Origin of the sequence: Litchfieldella xinjiangensis (genome assembly GCF_000759345.1) — a bacterium.
In the GTDB taxonomy this organism is placed as follows: domain Bacteria; phylum Pseudomonadota; class Gammaproteobacteria; order Pseudomonadales; family Halomonadaceae; genus Litchfieldella_A; species Litchfieldella_A xinjiangensis.
The window spans coordinates 88,853-107,592 of the sequence record NZ_JPZL01000003.1; the positions used below are offsets into that span (position 1 = coordinate 88,853).

The following is an 18,740-nucleotide window of genomic DNA, read 5'->3' on the forward strand; positions in this document are numbered from 1 at the left end:
AGACGCATGATCAAGACAATGGTTGCCGCTCTTGCCGCCCTCGGCCTGTCCAGCATGGTCATGGCCCAGACACCTGTAGAGGGGGAGCATTACAAGGTGCTCGACGAAGCGGTGCCCACCCAGGTCGAAGAGGGCCAGATCGAAGTGGTCGAGGCCTTCTGGTACGGTTGTCCGCATTGCTACAACCTGGAAGACCCGCTGAATGCCTGGGTCGCGGAGCTGCCCGACGATGTGACCTTCCAGCGTCTACCGGCCACCATGGGCGGTGACTGGAACAAACACGCCATGGCCTTCTATGCTGCTGAAGAATTGGGCATTCTTGATGAGATACATGACGATTTCTTCCATGCCATTCATGAGGACGGCAAGAAGCTGACCGCCCAAGACGATATCGCCGAGTTCTTCAGCGATTACGGAGTCAGCGAAGAGGAAGCCAAGAAGGCGCTGGGCTCGTTTGGGGTCAAGAGCCAGGTCAACCAAGCCCATGCACGCATGCGTGCGTACGAGCTGATGGGCGTTCCGGCACTGATCGTCGAGGGTCGCTATGTCATCAGCCCGTCCAGTGCCGGCAGCCTCGAGAACATGCCGCGAATTGCACAAGCGTTGATAGAGAAGGTCCGCCAGGAGCAGTAACCTGCAAGGAGAGAAGCAGTGGTTCATCCGAATGCCCACTCCACGAGCCGTGACGTCACGCTGCGTCTGCTGACGTACAACCTCCAGGTGGGCATTCATACCTCGGCGTTCCATCACTACCTGACTCGCAGCTGGCAGCACTTCCTGCCCAACCCCAAACGCCTCGGCCGACTCGACGTTCTCGGCGATGTCCTGGGCAAGTTCGACATCGTCGGCCTCCAGGAGGTCGACGGCGGCAGCTTCCGCTCGAGCAATATCAATCAGGTCGAGTACCTGGCGCGCAAGGCGGGCTTTGCCCACCACTACCAGCAGCTCAACCGCAACCTGGGGCGCGTGGCACAACACAGCAACGGTCTGCTGTCCCGCATGCGGCCAAGCAAGATCGAAGAGCACCGTTTGCCCGGCACCCTGCCGGGGCGGGGAGCCATCCACGCCCGGTATGGCGAGGGCCCCGATGCCCTGCATATCTTCGTCGCTCACTTGGCACTCAGCCATCGAGGCCGAGTCCGCCAGCTCGACTACCTGAGTGAAATCATCCAACCTCTCCGGCATGTAGTGGTGATGGGCGACTTGAACTGCACCCCCGACCAGCTCCATGCGCATTCGCGTTTCTGTACCTCACTGCCCCTGCATCCGGTACGTACGTTATTGAGCTATCCCTCCTGGCAACCTCGCCGGGCACTGGACCATATCCTGCTCTCTTCGTCGATCAAGGCCGATGACGTCATGGCCCTGGATCCCCAGGCTTCGGATCATCTGCCCCTGGCCGTCAATATCCATCTTCCTGCGGCCTGCCGCCTGGCCATCCCCGCCCTGTCAGACCAATGATCCATTGCCTGTAACCTGCGTTGCGGGCACGCTAGGCTCAGTTTTCGCCATGGATCGGTCATTCTCCTCGTCGCGCCAAAAGCGCCGCTATGGGATGATACGACCCCTCTGGACGCAGGCCGGTGCGTTGATAATGCATTTCGTGCACCAGCCCCTGCGTTACAGCACAATAACGGCGCAAAATGCCTAGAATGAGAGGGTTCCATGAATCGCGCTTCCTCCGTGCCAGCACCGCTGGCCTGGATTGACAGCATCACAGAACGGCTAGGTCGATGGCTGTCCTGGCTGATCATCATCATGATGCTGGTTCAGTTTCTTATCGTCGTGTTGCGTTACGCTTTCAGTATCAACAGTATCCCCGCTCAGGAAGCGGTCATGTACATGCATGCCGTGGTCTTCCTGGTCGCCGCGTCCTATACGCTCAAGCATGATGGCCACGTCCGCGTCGATATCTTCTACCGCAGCCACTCCCCCAAGCGAAAAGCCTGGACCGACCTGTTCGGCACGCTCTTCCTGCTGCTGCCGGTCATGGGCTTCATCCTGTATTCGAGCTTTGGCTACGTCACCAAGTCGTGGGCCATCTTCGAGGGTTCCCCTGAGTCGGGCGGGATTCCCGCAATCTACCTGCTGAAGACGCTGATTCCGGTCTTCGCGGTGTTGATGATCACCCAGGGTATCGCCGAGATCATTCGTAACGTGCTGATCATACAGGGGCGCATCATGCCGACCAGCGAGAACGATGCCCACCTCGAGGAGCGCGTGTAAATGTTCGAATACATGTCGCTCGTGTTGTTTGCAGTCATCTGTATCGTGCTGATGTTCGGCTATCCAGTAGCGCTGTCGCTTGCCGGCACCGCATTGGCCTTCGCCGGGCTGGGCATGGGGCTCGAGGCCATGGGCATCGATGCCAACTTCGATGGCGGATATCTGTCGGCCATGCCGAATCGCCTCTACGGCATCATGACCAATTCGACCCTGTTGGCCGTCCCGCTGTTCGTGCTCATGGGGGTGCTGCTCGAGAAATCGAAAGTGGCCGAAACCCTGCTCGATGCCATGGCCTTGCTGTTCGGCTCCATGCGCGGTGGCCTGGGTATCTCGGTGACCATCGTCGGCATGTTGCTGGCAGCCTCCACCGGTATCGTCGGTGCCACAGTGGTCACCATGGGCCTGCTGTCGCTACCGACCATGCTCAAGCGCGGCTACAGCCAGTCGCTGGCCACCGGTACCATCTGCGCCACCGGCACCCTCGGCCAGATCATCCCGCCGTCCATCGCGCTGGTACTGCTGGGTGACGTGCTCTCCTCCGCCTACCAGCAGGCCCAGTTGGCCATGGGTATTTTCAGCCCACGTACGGTCTCGGTAGGCGACCTGTTCGTCGGCGCCCTTGTCCCCGGCTTGATCCTGGTGGTGTGCTATATCGTCTACGTCGCCGTGATCGCCTGGCTCAAACCGGAGGCTGCCCCTCCGGCCGACCGCGAAGAATTGATGGCCGAGCTCGATCATCAGGGCAGTCTGTTCACCCTGTTGCTCAAGGGCCTGGTGCCGCCGATCGTGCTGATCGTGGCGGTGCTGGGGTCGATTCTGGGCGGTTTCGCCACGCCCACGGAAGCTTCCGCGGTGGGAGCCTTCGGTGCGCTGATACTGGCCCTGGCCTATCGCAAGCTGGATTTCGACACCCTCAAGGACGTGGTTCGCTCGACCACGCACGTCACCACCATGGTGTTCCTGATCCTGATCGGCGCCGCGCTGTTCTCGCTGGTGTTCCGCGCCTATGGGGGCGAGCATCTAGTGACCGAGCTCTTCGAGAACATGCCCGGCGGAGTGGTGGGTGCGACGATCATTGTGATGGTTGTGATCTTCCTGCTCGGCTTCATCCTCGACTTCATCGAGATCACCTTCGTGGTGGTGCCGATCGTCGGTCCTGTACTGCTGGCCATGGGGCTCGACCCGATCTGGCTGGGCATCATGATCGCCATCAACCTGCAGACCTCGTTTTTGACGCCGCCTTTCGGTTTCGCACTGTTCTACCTGCGCGGCGTCGCTCCGGCCTCGGTACCGACCACGGCGATCTACCGCGGTGTCGTACCGTTTATCGTGATCCAGCTCGCCATGCTCGGGGCACTTGCCCTGTTCCCCGGGCTGGCCACCTGGCTACCGGCTCAGTTCTGATGAGTCGCGTAAAAAAAACAATACTTTCACCGGCGGGGCCTTGGCCCGCCACACGCAGCACCCGGCAATAACCTCGAACATAAAAAGGGGATTCGCGCTATGCAACTGAAGTCTCTCACTGCAGCCATCGCCATGACCACGGCCGCCACTGGCCTGGGCATGGTGTCGGTATTCGACAATGCCGCCGAGGCCCAGGAAACCTTCGAATGGAAGATGGTGACCTCTTGGCCCAAGAATTTCCCCGGTGTCGGACAAGGCCCGGAGCGCCTCGCCGAGATCGTCGAAAAAATGTCCGACGGTCGCCTGAAGATCGAGGTCTTCGGTGCCGGTCAGTTGGTGCCTGGCTTCGAGGTCTTCGATGCCGTCTCCGAAGGGACTGCCGAGCTGGGGCACTCCGCCTCCTACTACTGGAAGGGCAAGGCCCCGGCCGCACAGTTCTTCGCCGCCGTGCCATTCGGCATGACCGCCCAGGAAATGAACGCGTGGCTGCATTACGGCGGCGGTCTCGAGCTTTGGAACGAGCTCTATGACCAGTTCGGCGTCGACGTGATGACCGCAGGGGCCTCAGGCGTCCAGATGGGCGGCTGGTTCAACCGCGAGATCAATTCCGTGGCTGACCTCGACGGTCTCAAGATGCGCATGCCCGGCCTCGGCGGGGAAGTGATGAGCCGCATGGGCGTGGCTATCGTCAACATGCCGGGCGGTGAGATCTTCACCTCGTTGCAATCCGGCGCGATCGATGCCACCGAATGGATCGGGCCATACAACGACCTGGCCTTCGGTCTCTACCAGGCAGCCGACTACTACTACTATCCGGGCTGGCACGAGCCGACCGTCATGTTCGAGACCATCGTCAACGAAGAGGCCCTGGCCGAGCTGCCGGACGACCTCAAGGCGATCCTCGAGTCCGCCATGCGTGACGTGAACCAGGCAGTGCTGGACGAGTATACGGCGCGTAACAACGACGCGCTGGAGACCCTGGTCAACGAGCATGGTGTCGAGCTGCGCCGCTTCCCTGACGATGTCCTGGCCCAGGCCAAGGAGCATTCCGAAGCGGTGGTCCAGGAGCTGGCCGAGTCCAGCGACATCTCCCAGCGTATCTATGACTCCTATCGCGAGTTCCAGGACAAGGTCGTCGATTACCACGCGATTTCCGAGCAGGCGTTCCTCAACGCCCGTAACCCGGATGGCGACACGACCTCAGCCAGCGAGTGATTCCTCATCCACTGACTCGACCGGGCCCCTTGGGGCCCGGTTTTTTTATAAGGGAAGCAGAGCGTCGTTGTCCAATGTCAGCCGTGCGCCACGCCCAACGCGGCGGCCCATTCGATGATCGGGGTCGGATAGACACCCAGCAGTACCACCAGTGCCGCCAGCCCCAGCACGACCACACCACCGGCACGCGTCCCCCAATCGTGAGGCGCATCATGACGCTGCATGCCTGGCTCGACCAGATACAGCGTGACCATGACCCGCAAGTAGTAATAGAGTCCGATGGCGCTGCCCACGATCAAGCCGCCGACTAGCCACCAGCGGCCCGCCTCGACCCCTAATGCGACGATATAGAACTTGCCGATGAATCCGGCAGTGAAGGGAATGCCAGCCAACGACAACAGCGCGACGGTGAGCACCGCCGTGAGATAGGGGCGTCGCCAGAACAGGCCGCGATAATGGTGCAGGGCAGCGGCATCACCGCTGATATCCCGGCTCGATACCAGGGTCACCACGCCGAAGGCGCCGAGCGTGGTGACCACGTACATCACCAGATAGACTGCGGCGGTTTCAACGGCCAAGCCTTCGGCAACGACCAGTGCCACCAGCAGATAGCCGAAATGGGCAATCGACGAGTAACCCAGCAACCGCTTGAGGTTGGCCTGGGTAAGGGCCAGCAGATTGCCGATCAGCATGCTGGCGAAAGCCAGCACCGCGAGAATCTGATGCACGCCCACATGAGCAAAGGCGGGCGATTCGATCACCAGGCGAAGCAGCACGATGACCACCGCCACCTTACTGGCCGAAGCCAGGAACGTTGCAGCCGGACCGGGCCCTCCTTCGTAGACGTCGGGGGTCCACAGGTGAAAGGGCACCAGTGACAGCTTGAAGCCCAGCCCCACCAGTATCAGGCCGGCCCCCGCCAATCCCCAGGCTCCACCCCCCTCGCCGAGACCGGCAGTCAGCCCGGCCAGATCGAGCCGGCCCGTCTGGGCGTAGGCCAAGGCCATGCCGAATAACAGGAAGGCCGTCGCCGCAGCGGATAGCACCAGGTACTTGATGCCCGCTTCCAACGAGCGGCGCTCATGAAAGGCATACGCCAGCATGCCGTAGAGCGGCATCGACAGCAGTTCGAGGCCGAAGAACAGGGTGGCCATATGACGACTGGAGACCAGGACAAGCCCCCCCGCGGCGGCACATAGCAGCAGCAGGTAGAATTCCTCGCGCGGCCCCCGATAGTGCTCGAGGTAGGCATGTGCCAGGGTGGCACAGGCCAGCGTCGAAACCAGCACCAGTACCGCGCCGAATATTGCCAGGCCGTCGACAGCGACCAATAGCGTCTCGAAGGGGGCCACCTGATGGACCGCAACCAGCGAGAGCAGGGCCAGGTTGAGCCCCACGACCGCCGTCAGGACGGTGCTGGCGTGGTGGCGCTGCCAGGCGATGCCCAGCATGACGGCAACCGCCGTGGCGCAGACCAGGATCAGCGGCAGCAGCGCAATCAAGTAGGTCATGAGGCCTCCCAGGTCAACGTCGCGTCGAGCAGTTCGGTATTACCGAACAGCCGCTGCACTTCGCTCATGGCCGCGCCGGTGGTGTCCAGCAATGGCTGTGGGTAGAGACCGAACAACAGCACCAGCGCCAGGAGACCCAGTAACATCCCGTATTCCCGTCCATCGAGATCGGCAAGCGGTGCGCTGTCCTTAGGCGGCCCGAAGTGCACCCGCTGCATGAGCAGCAGCGAATAGACCGCCGCCAGGACCAGACCGCCACTGGCGATGACCACCGTCCAGGGAGCCACCGAAAAGCTGCCGAACAGCACCATGAACTCGCCCAGGAAGTTGGCCGTACCCGGCAGGCCGAGCGACGCGGCCACGAAGCATAAGGTGAATCCCGAGAGGCCACCAGCCCGCCCCCAGAGGCCGCCCATCTCGCGCATGTCGCGGGTATGCAGGCGCTCATAGAGTTGGCCGCTGAGAATGAACAGGCCAGCCGCCGAGAAGGCATGAGCGACCATCAGCATCACAACCCCCTGCAGGGCCAGTGAAGTCCCGGCATAGATGCCGATCAGTACGAAGCCCATGTGCGAAATGCTGGTATAGGCGACCAGACGCTTGATGTCGTTCTGGCCGCAGGCCAACACGGCCCCGTAGAAAATGCCCACCACGCCCAGCGCCATGGCCACCGGGGCAAAGGCTTGCGAGGCCTCGGGAAAGAAGGGCAAGGCGAAACGTAGCATGCCGTAGGCGGCTGTCTTGAGCAGGATACCGGCGAGATCCACACTGCCGGCCGTGGGCGCCTGGGCATGGGCATCGGGGAGCCAGCCATGCAGCGGGACCACCGGCAGCTTCACCGCAAAGGCAATGAAGAAGCCCAGCATCAGCCACATCGCCACCGGTTCCGAGAGCGTGACGTCGCGCAAGGCATCGTAGCTGAACGAATATTCCCCGGTGGCGGCATGGTGCGCGAAGACGAGACCAAGTATCGACACCAGCATCAACAGCCCGCTGGCCTGGGTGTAGATGAAGAACTTGGTGGCAGCGCGAATCCGTGTACGCCCCTCCGACCCACTGTGTCCCCACAGGGCGATCAGGAAATACATCGGCACCAGCATCATTTCCCAGAAGAAGAAGAACAGGAACAGGTCGATGGCCAGGAAGACCCCCACCACCCCGCCGAGTATCCACAGCAGGTTGAGGTGGAAGAACCCCACCCGGCGTACGATCTCGCGCCACGAGCAGAGTACGGCGAGCATGCCCAGGAAACCGGTCAGGGCGATCAGCACCAGCGACAGGCCATCCAATGCCAGGTGCACCTCGATGCCGAAGCGCGGGATCCACGGTACGCGCCACTCCATGGCCCAAGTGCTCGCCTCGCCGCCTGGCGAAGGCAGGCTGAAATCGTGCGACAACCACACGCCCAGCGTGAGCAGCAATTCAAGCGCCATGGTGCCCAGGGCAATCCATCTCGGTAACCTATCCCCGCGACGTTCGGCCAGCCAGCACAGCAGCCCACCGAGGAACGGGATCACAATCAACCCGACCAGCGTCATAAGCGTCGCATTCCTTGTCGTCGTGTCATCGCTTTCATTTCACCCATGGCGTTTCAGATCATCGCACCAAGGCCAGCACCAGGATCACCAGCGTGGCGCCGCCCACCATCGACAGCCCGTAGAAGCGCAACTTGCCGGTCTGGGTCCAGCTCAGCCCCAGATGCGTCATGCGCACCATGATCGCCACCAGACCGAACAGGCCGTCCACCCGGTCACTGCGCAGGGCGTGGACCGTGCGCCAATAGGGGCGCACCAGGCCGCGGTCATAGGCCGTATCGAAGCCCCACGCATGGTGCCACCAGCGCCACAGGCGTGCTCCCCATCCCTGCGAGGTCTGTTCGGCCAGCCATTTTCGGCGGCGCAAGAATAGCCATGCCGCCAGGGCCAACCCGCCGAGGGCAACCAGCGAGGCGACAATCTCGAGCGCGGTATGCCAACCGGCGCTTCCTTCGTGCGGGTCCGGCAGCACCCCCGCCAGGGGCGGCGTCAACCAGGCCCCTAGAAAGGTCGAAAGCACCATCAACACGATCAAGGGCACGCCGTGAGCCAGGCCCTGCCCCGCCTCGGCATGACGTGCATTGTCGCTTTTCGCCTCGCCATGGAAGGTCTTGATGATCAGGCGCAGGGTATAGATCGAAGTCAGGAAGGCCCCCACCAGCCCTGCAACCAATAGCCCCCCATGGCCCGCGGCCAGCGCCTGCCAGAGGATCTCGTCCTTGCTGTAGAAGCCGGCGGTCACCAGCGGCAGCGCCGCCAGCGCCGCCCCGCCGACCACGAAACCGGCGTAGGCCAGGGGCAGCTTGCGCCACAGCCCGCCGAGGCGCCGCATGTCCTGCTCATGATGGCAGCTGACGATCACCGCCCCGGCAGAAAGGAACAGCAGCGCCTTGAAGAACGCATGCGTCATCAGATGGAAAATCGCCGCATCGAAGGCGCCGGCCCCCAAGGCGAGGAACATGTAACCGATCTGGCTCATCGTCGAGTAGGCCAGCACGCGCTTGATGTCGGTTTGAGCCAGGGCCGCGAAGCCGGCGGCAAGCAGTGTCAGCGCCCCGATCACCCCGGTCAGCAGCAACACGTCGGGGGCCAGCAGGAACAGCTCATGCATCCGCGCAATCAGGTAGACCCCGGCAGTAACCATGGTGGCAGCATGGATCAACGCCGAGACAGGCGTCGGGCCGGCCATGGCATCGGCCAGCCAGGTATGCAGGGGCAGTTGCGCCGACTTGCCCAACGCCCCGCCCAACAAGAGCAGCGCCGCCAGTTCGACCGTGGGGGCCCCCTCAGCCCATAATTGCGGCGCACGTTCGAGCAGTTGGGCGATGTTCAGCGTACCCAGCTCCCTGAACAGCAGGAACAAGCCGATCGCCAGGAAGACATCGCCCACCCGCGTGACGATGAACGCCTTGAAGGCCGCCCAACCGTTGGCAGCGGTCCGGTAGTAGTAGCCGATCAGCAGGTAGCTACACAGCCCGACGCCCTCCCAGCCCAGGAACAGCAATAGCAGGTTATCGCCCAGCACCAGCAGGACCATGCTGAACACGAACAGGTTCATGTAGGCATAGAAGCGGGTGATCCCGCTCTCGCCGCGCATATACCAGGCCGCGAACAGATGGATCAACAGACCCACCCCGGTGATGACGCCGAGCAAGGTCAACGACAGTCCGTCCAGGGCCAGACCAAGGGTCGGCTGGAAATCGCCGACCGAGACCCACGTCCACAGGGTCACGACCTGGCGCTCGGGGGCCTCGAGGTACCCTGCGATCAACGCTGCAGTGGCCAGTGCCGACAGCCCCACGCTTGCGGTGCCTATCGCTGCACTGGCTCGCTCGCCCAGCCGACCCCGCGACAACGAAAGCAGCAGGGTACCGGCCAGGGGTAGCAGAAAGGTCAGCGGCAGTAGAAACGACATCGGCGGCTCCTCATCCTCGCATCCGGCTTACGGCATCGGTATCCAGGGTCTTGAAGCGCTGGTTGAGCTGGATCAGCAGCGCCAGCCCGACGCTCGCCTCGGCGGCGGCCAGGGTAATCACCAGCAGGAACATGGCCTGGCCTTCCGGCTGTCCCCAGGCCGTGCCGCCGGCGATGAACGCCAACCCCGCGGCATTGAGCATGATTTCCAGGCTCATCAGCACGAACACCATATTGCGGCGGATCATCAAGCCGGCCAGGCCCAGCGTGAACAGAATCGATGCCAGTACCAGCGCGTGGTCCAGGGGAACCCCGTTCATGAAGCCTCCTTGCGTGCGCCCGATTCGCGATCGGTCGGCGGTTTCTCGGGAGGGCGCAGCCGCCCCACATGCGAGGCCGTGACCAGCGCGGCCAGCAACAGAATCGCCGCCAGCTCCACGATCAGCAGCCACGGCCCGAACAGCAACGTGCCCACGGCCTTGGCGGTCAACGTTTCGCCTTCGATGACCAGCCCGATGTCACCCCGCCACAGCGTGCCCACCAGAGTCACCAATAGCACCCCGGCCAGCAGTGCGGGTCCCAGCCAGGTCCTCGGCCGCAGCCAGGCACGCTCCTGGGCGACCACCGCTTCGCCCAGGTTGAGCATCATCACCACGAACACGAACAGCACCATGATCGCGCCGGCGTAGACGATGATCTCCAGCGCCCCCGCAAACGGGGCGCCCAGCGAAAAGAACACCAGCGCCACGGCAATCAGCGACACGATCAGATACAGCAGCGCATGCACCGGGTTGGTGTTGCTGATGACCCCGAGGGTCGCCAGCACCGCGACCAAGCCACTGAGATAGAAGGCGATTTCCATGTCTCTCCCTCAAAGATGATCGGTTAGGGCAGCAGCGACCTGACATCCACCGGCTCGTCCTCGTTCTGGGCCCGGCCCTTGTCCTTTCCACCGATCGCCAACCCGGCCACCTTGTAGAAGTGGTAGTCGTGGTCCTTGCCCGGGCCATTGATAAGCAGGTCTTCCTTTTCGTACACCAGCTCCTGACGCCGGTACTCGCTCATCTCGAAATCGGGCGTGAGCTGGATCGCCGAGGTCGGGCACGCTTCTTCGCACATACCGCAGTAGATGCAACGCGAGAAATTGATACGGAAGAACTCGGGGTACCAGCGGCCGTCTTCCTTTTCGCCCTTCTGCAGCGAGATACAAGCCACCGGGCAGGCGACTGCACACAGGTTGCAGGCCACACACCGCTCTTCGCCGTCGGGGTCGCGAGTCAGCACGATGCGTCCCCGGTAGCGTGGCGGCAGGTTCAGCGGTTCGTCCGGGTAGTTATGGGTCTCGCGCTTGCGGAAGCTGTGCATGAAAACCATGCCCATCGTTCGCAATTGGGACCAGGTCCCTGTGAACAGCCACTTGAGCATGTCGAAACGCCTCCTTTAACCGACGATCAGAATCACCGCGCCGGTCACCAGTAGATTGATCAGTGTCAGCGGCAGGCAGATCTTCCAGCCGAAGCTCATGACCCGGTCATAGCGCGGCCGAGGCAAGGCAGCCCGCAGCAGCACGAACAGCACCAGGAACACTGCCGTCTTGAGCATGAACCATACGATCGGCGGCAATAGCGGGCCGTGCCAGCCGCCGAAGAATAGCGTGACGATCAAGGCCGAGATCAGCACCATGCCGACATACTCGCCGATGAAGAACATGCCGAATTTCATGCTCGAATATTCGATGTGATACCCGTCGGCCAGCTCCTGCTCGGCTTCGGGCTGGTCGAATGGATGGCGGTGGGTCACCGCGATACCGGCAATCAGGAAAGTACAGAAGCCAAAGAACTGGGGAATGACGAACCATACCGTGGTCTGGGCATTGACGATCTCGCGCAGGTTAAAGCTGTCGGCCATGGCCACCACGCCCATCAGCGACAGCCCCATGAAGACTTCATAGGAGAGCGTCTGGGCCGAGGCGCGCATGGCGCCGATCAGGGCGTACTTGTTACCGCTCGACCACCCCCCGAACAGCACGGCATAGACGTTGATACCGGCCATGGCGAGAAAGAACAGCAGGCCGATATGCAGATCCGCCACGCCCCAGCCGGGCGTGATGGGAATCACCATGAACGACAGCAGCAACGAGGCCATGGCAATGGCCGGAGCCAGCACGAACAGGGGCCGGTCGGCGAAGGGCGGGATCCAGTCCTCCTTGAAGAAGATCTTGATCATGTCGGCGACCAGTTGCAGCGAGCCGAACGGCCCGACCCGATTGGGCCCGTGGCGGTCCTGCCACAACCCCAGCAGGCGACGCTCGACCACTGTCATGACCGCCCCCAGCAGCACGGCGGCCAGCAGGATCACCAACGCCTTCGACATGGCAATGAGTGCTTCGACGAGGGTCGGCGACAGCCAGTTCATGGGCGCCCCTCCTCGCCCCGTGCCGAGGCTTGGGAGTGCAGGTCGACCGCCTCCGGGTCAGGCCCGTGCGTGACGACTGAGAGCGCTGCCCACTCGCCATTGGCCGAGAACGGCAGCAGCCCCGCCGGCACGCCGACCAGCCCGGGCACGAATGCCGCCTCGAGATGGACCGGCAGGCTGAGTTCCCCCAAAGCGGTCATCAGTTGAACGTGGCTACCTTCCTTGAGTGCGAGCCGTTCGGCATCGCCAGCCGCCAGGGTCAGCGCCGCTGCCACGGCCCGCGCCTCGATCGGCGCTGCTCGGGACGAGGTCTCCTCCCCGCCGAACAGCCGTGGCAGTACGGCAACTTGCAACGCATCGTCACGCGGCGTGAAGCCCACCGGGACCTCGTGGGCGTAATCATGGTCGCCTGGCTGTGGTGCCAGCAGACGGACCCCAGGATCGCCGGCACTCAAATGACCGCCGATCTCATCGGTGAACTTGTTCCAGGCCTGCGGCGAGTTCCAGCCCGGTGCCCAGGCGAAGGCCACCTCCTGACGCGGCTGGAAGAAGCCGTTATATCCTTCCATGGAGAAGGTGAACGGTGAATCGGGATCGCGTGCCGGGCGCGGCTCGTTGACATCGAGGTGCGCCCGCATCGCCGTACGTCCGCTGTAACGCTGCGGCTCGCGGGCGAGCTTGAGTCCGTGAACGCGGTAGTCGGCGCCCGGTGCAGCCTCGACGATGCCCGCCAGGGCCGGGTGGCGTTCGCTACACACCCGCGTCACGTCATCGAAGGTGATGTCGCTCACCTCACGGCGCTCCACGCCCGCCTCGATGGCGTGCAGCCACCGCCAGCTTTCGTGGATTCGGGTCTCGGGGCGGATATAACGCGGATCGAAGACCTGGTAGAAGCGTTGTGCACGGCCCTCGAGGTTGACCAGCGTCCCATCGCCTTCGGCAAAACTCGCCGCCGGCAGCCCCAGGTGGGCATGCGACCAGGTGGCCGTGCGTTGATGATCGAGCACGATCACCGACTCCGCCGTTGTCAGGGCCTGGTCGACCTGTGCATCGGGCAGCCGCTGGTAAAGATCGTTCTCCAGGATCACCACCGCATCGGCGTGTCGCTCGGCAAGGGCCTGCAAGGCCCATTCCAGTGAGTGGCCACCCAGCATCGACAGTCCGGTACTGTTGGCCTCCCGGCGCACCAGGGTCAGCCCGGCCTGCTGGGTGCGTCGTGATAGCGCCTGGGCGATGTTGCCCGCCGCCTCGATGATGGCCTCCGAGCCCAACGAGCCGCCACTGACGACCAGCGGACGCTCTGCCGCCATCAGCGCCTTGGCGATGCGTTCGGCCTCGTCGTTCAGCGCCGGGTCGAGATCCGCGACACCGGGTGCGGTCGCGTCGATGGCGTGGGCCACGGCGAATCCCAGCCGGGCAATGTCGTCCGCCGCCAGCCGCCAGCTCGCCGCGCTGACGTCATCGAGTCCGGTGCGCGTCGGATAGGCAATGAATACCGGGTGGTAGCGATCCTGCCCCAAGGTCTTGACCGCCTCGGCGTTCCACGCCGGGATATCGCGCTCGGCCGCCAACCCCTCGCGGCGCGCAAGCGCTGCCTGACGCACCGCCAGCCCCAGCCTTGCCGCGCTCTGAATCAGATCTTCACCGAGCACCAGCACCGCATCATGGCGCTCGATATCGCGTGGCGTCGGCGTCGTCACGCCACTTTCCCGATTGAGCCTGAGCATGCGCTCGAGGCAGGCCTGCTCGGCTGCGACGATACCAGTTGAGAAGTTGGCCTCGCCGACCAATTCGCGCAATTGGTGGTTGCTCTCCAGACTCGCACGAGGCGAACCGATGCCGATGACTCGCCGGGCCGTACGCAGCAGGTCGGTCCCGCGATCGAGTGCTGCATCGACCTCCAGTGTCATGGGCGCCTCATCGCGTTCGCTACGCCACTCGGGCAGGCGGGGGCGATCGACGCGATTGACATAGCCGTAGCCGAAGCGGCCCCGGTCGCAAAGGAAATAGCGATTGACCTCGCCGTGGTAGCGGTTCTCGATGCGGCGGATATCGCCGTAGCGCTCCCCAGGGCTTGTATTGCACCCCACGGCGCACTGATGGCAGACGCTGGGAGCGAACTGCAGGTCCCACTTGCGCGTGTATTGCTCCGAGTGGGTGCGATCGGTAAAGACGCCGGTAGGACACACCTCGGTAAGGTTCCCGGAGAATTCGTTCTCCAGCACCCCGTCCTGGTGACGCCCGAAATAGATATTGTCATTGGCGCCGAACGCGCCAAGATCCTCGCCACCGGCATAGTCGCGGTAGAAGCGCACGCAGCGGTAGCAGGTAATGCAGCGATTCATCTCGTGGCCGATGAATGGCCCCAAATACTGGTTGCGGTGGGTGCGCTTGCGAAAGCGGTAGCGACGCCGGTCGTGACCGGTCATGACCGTCATGTCCTGCAGGTGGCAGTGGCCGCCCTCTTCGCAGACCGGGCAGTCGTGAGGGTGATTGATCATCAACCACTCGATCACGCTCTCACGGAATTCGCGGGCCTCGTCGTCGTCGATCGAAATGCGCGTATCGTCCTTGGCGGGCGCCATGCACGACATCACCAGCATGCCCTTGGTGTCGTCCTCGTCCTTGTACTGCTTGACCGCGCACTGACGACAGGCGCCCACGCTGCCCATGGCCGGGTGCCAGCAGAAGTAGGGAATGTCGAGTCCCAGCGACAGGCAGGCCTGGAGCAGGTTATCCGCCCCATCCACCTCATAGGCCTGTCCATCCACGTGTATCGTCGCCATCAGGATGTCTCCCCTCGCCTCATACGTTGCCCACCGGGATGGGATCCTCATGCGCCGCCCGGCTGGGGTGAGAGACACCCCGCTCGAATTCGTCCCGGAAATGCTTGAGTGCCGACGACAGCGGCATCGAGGCACCGGGGGCATGGGCGCAGAAAGTCTTGCCGGGACCGAGATCGCCCGCCAGTTCCTGAAGCAGTTCCAGGTCGCCGACCTCGCCCTCGCCGCGCTCCAGCGATTCGAGAATCTTGACCGTCCACGGCAGCCCATCGCGGCACGGCGTGCACCACCCGCACGACTCGCGGGCGAAGAACGACTCCAGGTTGCGCAGCAGCGACACGATGCTTTGCTCCTCGGTAACCACCGTGAGCAACCCGGTACCCAGCCGGCTGCCCTGTTTACCGATAGTGTCGAAGTCGAGCGGCAGTTCGAGATGCTCCGGCAACAGGAAGCCGGTACTGCCTCCGCCCGGAAGCCATGCCTTGAGCGACTTGCCGGCACGCATGCCGCCGGCGCGCTCGAGGATCTCCTGGCCAGGCGTACCGATGGGCAATTCCCACAGGCCGGCGCGCTCGACCTGACCGGAGACGCCGTAAAGCTTGGTGCCGCCGTCGTCGCTGCGCTCGCCCGACAAGCCCTGGTACCAGTCGGCACCATGACGCATCACCCCGGGGACGTTGCACAGCGTCTCGACGTTGTTGACCACGGTGGGCTTGCCCCACGCCCCGGATTGCCCCGGGAAGGGCGGCTTGGTGCGCGGGTTGGCACGGCCGCCTTCCAGCGAGCTGATCAGGGCCGTTTCCTCACCGCAGATGTAGCGACCGGCCCCGGTATGCAGGGCGATATCGAAATCGAAACCGCTGCCGGCGATATCGGTGCCTAGCCATCCCGCCTCGCGCGCTTCGGCCAAGGCCTTGTCGATGCTGCGTGCCGCCTCGACATATTCGCCACGCAGGAAGATGTAGCCATAGGCGGAGTTATTGGCGTAGGCGCCGAGGATCATGCCCTCGATCAGCAAGTGCGGCTGCTGTTCGAGCAATAGGCGATCCTTGAAGGTCCCCGGCTCCATCTCGTCGGCATTGCAGACGAGGTAACCCCGGGGGATGCCCTCGCCCTGCATGGTCAGGCTCCACTTCATGCCTGCCGAGAAGCCGCCACCGCCACGACCGCGCACGTTGGCGGTCTTCATGGTCTCGATCACGTCCTGGGGGGATTGCTGGCCGAGGGTCTCTCGCACCGCGGCATAGCCATCCTTGGCAAGGTAATCGTCAAGATCGATCCGGGTATTGTCCTCCCGCAGACGCCAGGTCAGCGGATGCGTCTCGGGCTGACGTTCGCGTGCTGTCTGCCAGAGCTGGCAGCGATAGCGCAGGGAAGCGTTGGAAGCCATTACTCGTAGCCCTCCAGTAGCTCGGCCACGTCCTCGGGCGCCACGGGGCCGTACGTATCTTCGCCGATCATTAACGCCGGGCCGCGGTCACAGGCCCCCAGGCAGCACACCGGCAACAGGGTAAAGCGCCCATCCGGCGTGGTCTGGCCGAAGCGAATACCAAGATGGCGAGTAAATTCGGCATAAAGCGTGTCGTAGCCGGTCAGGAAACAGGAGCTGCTGTCGCAGAGCAGGATCACGTGGCGCCCCACCGGCTGGCGGAAGATCAGGCTATAGAACGTGGCGACGCCCTCGACCTCCGCCACCCCGATGCCCAGCGCCTCGGCAATCGCGGGTATCGCCCCGTCGGGCACCCAGCCATGACGACGCTGGACGATCTTCAATGCCTCGATGCAGGCCGCCTGGGGCTGCTCGTAGTGGCCGCGCTCATCCACGATGGCGCGGGCATCCTCTTCATTCAGGACGAAACCGTCGCCATCGCTGGCAATCGTCGTCGGATCGTTTGTCGAGACGGTCTGGTTCATGTCAGCGGTCCACGTCGGCCATGACGAAATCGATGCTGCCTAGATGGGCGATCAGATCGGGCACGAAGCCACCCCGCATCAGCACCGGGATCTGTTGCAGGTGGGGGAAGCTCGGCGTGCGGATACGCGTGCGATAACTCATGGTGTTGCCGTCACTGGTCAGGTAATAGCTGTTGATGCCCTTGGTCGCCTCGACCATCTGCTGGGACTCGTTGGGTTTGAGCACCGGCCCCCACGAGACCTGCAGGAAGTGCGTGATCAGCGTCTCGATGTGCTGGAGCATGCGCTCCCGCGGCGGCGGCGTGGTCAGGGGGTGGTCCGCCTTGTAGTCGCCCGGCGGCATGTGGTCGATGCACTGCTGGATGATGCGCAGACTCTGGCGCATCTCCTCGATACGCAGCTGACCGCGGTCGAAGGCATCGCCATTGGCGCCGAGCGGCACCTCGAAATCGAAATTGTCGTAGCCCGAGTAAGGGCGCTGCTTGCGCAGGTCGTAATCGCATCCGGTAGCGCGCAGATTGGGGCCGGTCACCCCCCAGGTGAGCGCCTCGCGGGTGGTGAAAGCTGCAACGTGGCGGGTCCGCTCGCGCACGATGGCGTTCTCCATCATGGCGCGCTCGTACTCCTTGAGGCGCTTGGGCATCCAGTCAACGAAGCCCTGCATCAGCCGCTCCCAGCCCTGCGGCAGGTCCTGGGCCACCCCGCCGATCCGGAACCAGGCGGGGTGCATGCGAAAGCCGGTAATCGCCTCGACCACTTCATAGGCTTTCTGACGGTCGGTGAACGCATAGAAAACGGGCGACATGGCCCCCAGGTCTTGCAGGTAGGTGCCCAGGAACAACAAGTGGCTGCTGATGCGAAATAGCTCGGCCATCATCACGCGGATGGTCTTGACCCGGTCCGGCACCTCGATACCGGCGAGCTTCTCCACCGCCAGCACGTAGGGCAGGTTATTCATCACCCCGCCGGTGTAGTCGACGCGGTCGGTATAGGGAATGTAGCTGTGCCACGACTGGCGTTCGCCCATCTTCTCGGCGCCCCGGTGGTGGTAGCCGATATCGGGCACGCAGTCGATGATCTCCTCGCCGTCGAGCTGTAGCACGATGCGAAAGGCCCCGTGCGCCGAGGGATGGTTGGGCCCCAGGTTGAGAAACATGAATTCCGACTGATCGTTCTCGCGCTGCATGCCCCAGGCCTCGGGATCGAACTTCAGCGCCTCCTGCTCTCGATCCTGGCCCGCCACCGTCAGGGTATACGGGTCGAATTCAGTGGCCCGCGCCGAATGTTCCTTGCGTAGTGGATGGCCGTTCCAGGTCGGCGGCATCAGGATCCGGGTCAGGTGCGGGTGGCCCCGGAACGCCACGCCGAACATGTCCCACACTTCACGCTCATACCAATTGGCGTTGGGATAGAGCGATACGATGCTGGGCAGCTCGAGGTCGGACTCGGCAAGCGCCACCTTGAGCATGATGTCGCGATTGCGCGAGACCGAAAGCAGCTGATAGAAGACCGTGAAGTCCGCCTCCGGCAGGCCCTGTCGATGGCTACGCAGCCGCTCGTCGGTGGCCGAAAGGTCATACAGCATCTCGAACGGCTCGGGCATGTCGCGCAGGAAGCCGAGGGCTTCGACGAGGTGCTCCCGCGCCACCCACACCACCGGCATGCCGGTCAGGGTGGCCTGCTCGATCAGCGCACGGTCGCCGAAGCGCTGTGCCAGCGCCTCGACGACGGGGTCGGTCCGCGCTCCTGAGCTGGCGTTGTCGGATGAGGGTGAGGCGACGCTCATGGTCGAAGTGGCTCTCCTTGCCTGGGTGGGGTCGCGT

16 protein-coding genes are annotated in these 18,740 nt (G+C 63.4%); 5 read left to right on the forward strand and 11 right to left on the reverse strand.

The features are described 5' to 3' along the window. Nucleotides 1-6 precede the first annotated feature (6 nt). From JH15_RS12660 to JH15_RS12680, 5 genes are all read left to right on the forward strand, one after another. Nucleotides 7-633 carry a thiol:disulfide interchange protein DsbA/DsbL gene (locus tag JH15_RS12660; protein WP_043530937.1) on the forward strand — a complete coding sequence of 209 codons (627 nt, stop codon included), beginning with the start codon at nt 7-9 and terminating at the stop codon, nt 631-633. An 18-nt stretch (nt 634-651) separates the two neighbouring features. Next, entirely contained in the window at nt 652-1,461 is an 810-nt protein-coding gene (locus JH15_RS12665; RefSeq protein WP_043530938.1) for an endonuclease/exonuclease/phosphatase family protein, read from the forward strand. A gap of 204 nt (nt 1,462-1,665) precedes the next feature. Continuing rightward, entirely contained in the window at nt 1,666-2,226 is a 561-nt protein-coding gene (locus JH15_RS12670) for a TRAP transporter small permease subunit (RefSeq protein WP_043530939.1), read from the forward strand. Beyond that, nucleotides 2,227-3,630, forward strand: a complete 1,404-nt coding sequence (locus JH15_RS12675; RefSeq protein ID WP_043530940.1) for a TRAP transporter large permease — start codon at nt 2,227-2,229, stop codon at nt 3,628-3,630. It abuts the gene before it with no gap. Between the two features lie 99 nt (nt 3,631-3,729). Further along, nucleotides 3,730-4,845 (forward strand): TRAP transporter substrate-binding protein, encoded by a 1,116-nt coding sequence (locus JH15_RS12680; RefSeq protein WP_043530942.1) that lies wholly within the window; start codon nt 3,730-3,732, stop codon nt 4,843-4,845. 77 nt (nt 4,846-4,922) lie between these two features. Here JH15_RS12680 and nuoN read toward each other — a convergent pair whose 3' ends face one another. The 11 genes from nuoN to nuoC are packed head-to-tail and all read right to left on the reverse strand — an operon-like array spanning nt 4,923 to nt 18,703. Beyond that, a complete protein-coding gene (nuoN, locus tag JH15_RS12685) occupies nt 4,923-6,356 on the reverse strand; it encodes an NADH-quinone oxidoreductase subunit NuoN (protein WP_043530943.1) in 1,434 nt (477 codons plus the stop codon). Next, complete coding sequence (gene nuoM / locus JH15_RS12690; protein ID WP_043530944.1) at nt 6,353-7,894, reverse strand: NADH-quinone oxidoreductase subunit M; 1,542 nt, start codon at nt 7,892-7,894, stop codon at nt 6,353-6,355. The genes nuoN and nuoM overlap by 4 nt, the downstream gene beginning before the upstream one ends. A gap of 58 nt (nt 7,895-7,952) precedes the next feature. Further along, on the reverse strand, nt 7,953-9,806 hold the full coding sequence (nuoL, locus tag JH15_RS12695; protein WP_043530946.1) for an NADH-quinone oxidoreductase subunit L: 1,854 nt from the start codon (nt 9,804-9,806) through the stop codon (nt 7,953-7,955). A gap of 10 nt (nt 9,807-9,816) precedes the next feature. Continuing rightward, complete coding sequence (nuoK, locus tag JH15_RS12700) at nt 9,817-10,125, reverse strand: NADH-quinone oxidoreductase subunit NuoK (protein ID WP_043530947.1); 309 nt, start codon at nt 10,123-10,125, stop codon at nt 9,817-9,819. Next, the gene (gene nuoJ / locus JH15_RS12705) at nt 10,122-10,667 is read right to left on the reverse strand and encodes an NADH-quinone oxidoreductase subunit J (protein ID WP_043530949.1); all 546 of its coding nucleotides are present in this window, start codon (nt 10,665-10,667) and stop codon (nt 10,122-10,124) included. The genes nuoK and nuoJ overlap by 4 nt, the downstream gene beginning before the upstream one ends. A 23-nt stretch (nt 10,668-10,690) precedes the next feature. Then, entirely contained in the window at nt 10,691-11,230 is a 540-nt protein-coding gene (nuoI, locus tag JH15_RS12710) for an NADH-quinone oxidoreductase subunit NuoI (RefSeq protein WP_043530950.1), read from the reverse strand. A gap of 15 nt (nt 11,231-11,245) precedes the next feature. Continuing rightward, nucleotides 11,246-12,220 (reverse strand): NADH-quinone oxidoreductase subunit NuoH, encoded by a 975-nt coding sequence (gene nuoH, locus JH15_RS12715; RefSeq protein WP_043530952.1) that lies wholly within the window; start codon nt 12,218-12,220, stop codon nt 11,246-11,248. Beyond that, complete coding sequence (gene nuoG, locus JH15_RS12720; RefSeq protein ID WP_081949025.1) at nt 12,217-15,006, reverse strand: NADH-quinone oxidoreductase subunit NuoG; 2,790 nt, start codon at nt 15,004-15,006, stop codon at nt 12,217-12,219. The genes nuoH and nuoG overlap by 4 nt, the downstream gene beginning before the upstream one ends. A gap of 19 nt (nt 15,007-15,025) precedes the next feature. Then, nucleotides 15,026-16,393 carry an NADH-quinone oxidoreductase subunit NuoF gene (gene nuoF / locus JH15_RS12725; protein WP_052384107.1) on the reverse strand — a complete coding sequence of 456 codons (1,368 nt, stop codon included), beginning with the start codon at nt 16,391-16,393 and terminating at the stop codon, nt 15,026-15,028. Continuing rightward, the gene (gene nuoE, locus JH15_RS12730) at nt 16,393-16,917 is read right to left on the reverse strand and encodes an NADH-quinone oxidoreductase subunit NuoE (protein ID WP_052384108.1); all 525 of its coding nucleotides are present in this window, start codon (nt 16,915-16,917) and stop codon (nt 16,393-16,395) included. The genes nuoF and nuoE overlap by 1 nt, the downstream gene beginning before the upstream one ends. Before the next feature lies 1 nt (nt 16,918). Further along, nucleotides 16,919-18,703 (reverse strand): NADH-quinone oxidoreductase subunit C/D, encoded by a 1,785-nt coding sequence (gene nuoC / locus JH15_RS12735; RefSeq protein ID WP_043530953.1) that lies wholly within the window; start codon nt 18,701-18,703, stop codon nt 16,919-16,921. Nucleotides 18,704-18,740: the final 37 nt, after the last annotated feature.

Bases quoted from the DNA above. Each gene is read 5' to 3' on its own strand.
- nuoG (WP_081949025.1), bottom strand. From the start codon at position 15,006: ATGGCGACGATACACGTGGATGGACAGGCCTATGAGGTGGATGGGGCG.
- JH15_RS12675 (WP_043530940.1), top strand. From the start codon at position 2,227: ATGTTCGAATACATGTCGCTCGTGTTGTTTGCAGTCATCTGTATCGTG.
- nuoI (WP_043530950.1), bottom strand. From the start codon at position 11,230: ATGCTCAAGTGGCTGTTCACAGGGACCTGGTCCCAATTGCGAACGATG.
- nuoH (WP_043530952.1), bottom strand. From the start codon at position 12,220: ATGAACTGGCTGTCGCCGACCCTCGTCGAAGCACTCATTGCCATGTCG.
- JH15_RS12680 (WP_043530942.1), top strand. From the start codon at position 3,730: ATGCAACTGAAGTCTCTCACTGCAGCCATCGCCATGACCACGGCCGCC.
- nuoF (WP_052384107.1), bottom strand. From the start codon at position 16,393: ATGGCTTCCAACGCTTCCCTGCGCTATCGCTGCCAGCTCTGGCAGACA.
- nuoJ (WP_043530949.1), bottom strand. From the start codon at position 10,667: ATGGAAATCGCCTTCTATCTCAGTGGCTTGGTCGCGGTGCTGGCGACC.
- nuoM (WP_043530944.1), bottom strand. From the start codon at position 7,894: ATGACGCTGGTCGGGTTGATTGTGATCCCGTTCCTCGGTGGGCTGCTG.
- nuoL (WP_043530946.1), bottom strand. From the start codon at position 9,806: ATGTCGTTTCTACTGCCGCTGACCTTTCTGCTACCCCTGGCCGGTACC.
- nuoK (WP_043530947.1), bottom strand. From the start codon at position 10,125: ATGAACGGGGTTCCCCTGGACCACGCGCTGGTACTGGCATCGATTCTG.
- JH15_RS12660 (WP_043530937.1), top strand. From the start codon at position 7: ATGATCAAGACAATGGTTGCCGCTCTTGCCGCCCTCGGCCTGTCCAGC.
- nuoN (WP_043530943.1), bottom strand. From the start codon at position 6,356: ATGACCTACTTGATTGCGCTGCTGCCGCTGATCCTGGTCTGCGCCACG.
- nuoC (WP_043530953.1), bottom strand. From the start codon at position 18,703: ATGAGCGTCGCCTCACCCTCATCCGACAACGCCAGCTCAGGAGCGCGG.
- nuoE (WP_052384108.1), bottom strand. From the start codon at position 16,917: ATGAACCAGACCGTCTCGACAAACGATCCGACGACGATTGCCAGCGAT.
- JH15_RS12670 (WP_043530939.1), top strand. From the start codon at position 1,666: ATGAATCGCGCTTCCTCCGTGCCAGCACCGCTGGCCTGGATTGACAGC.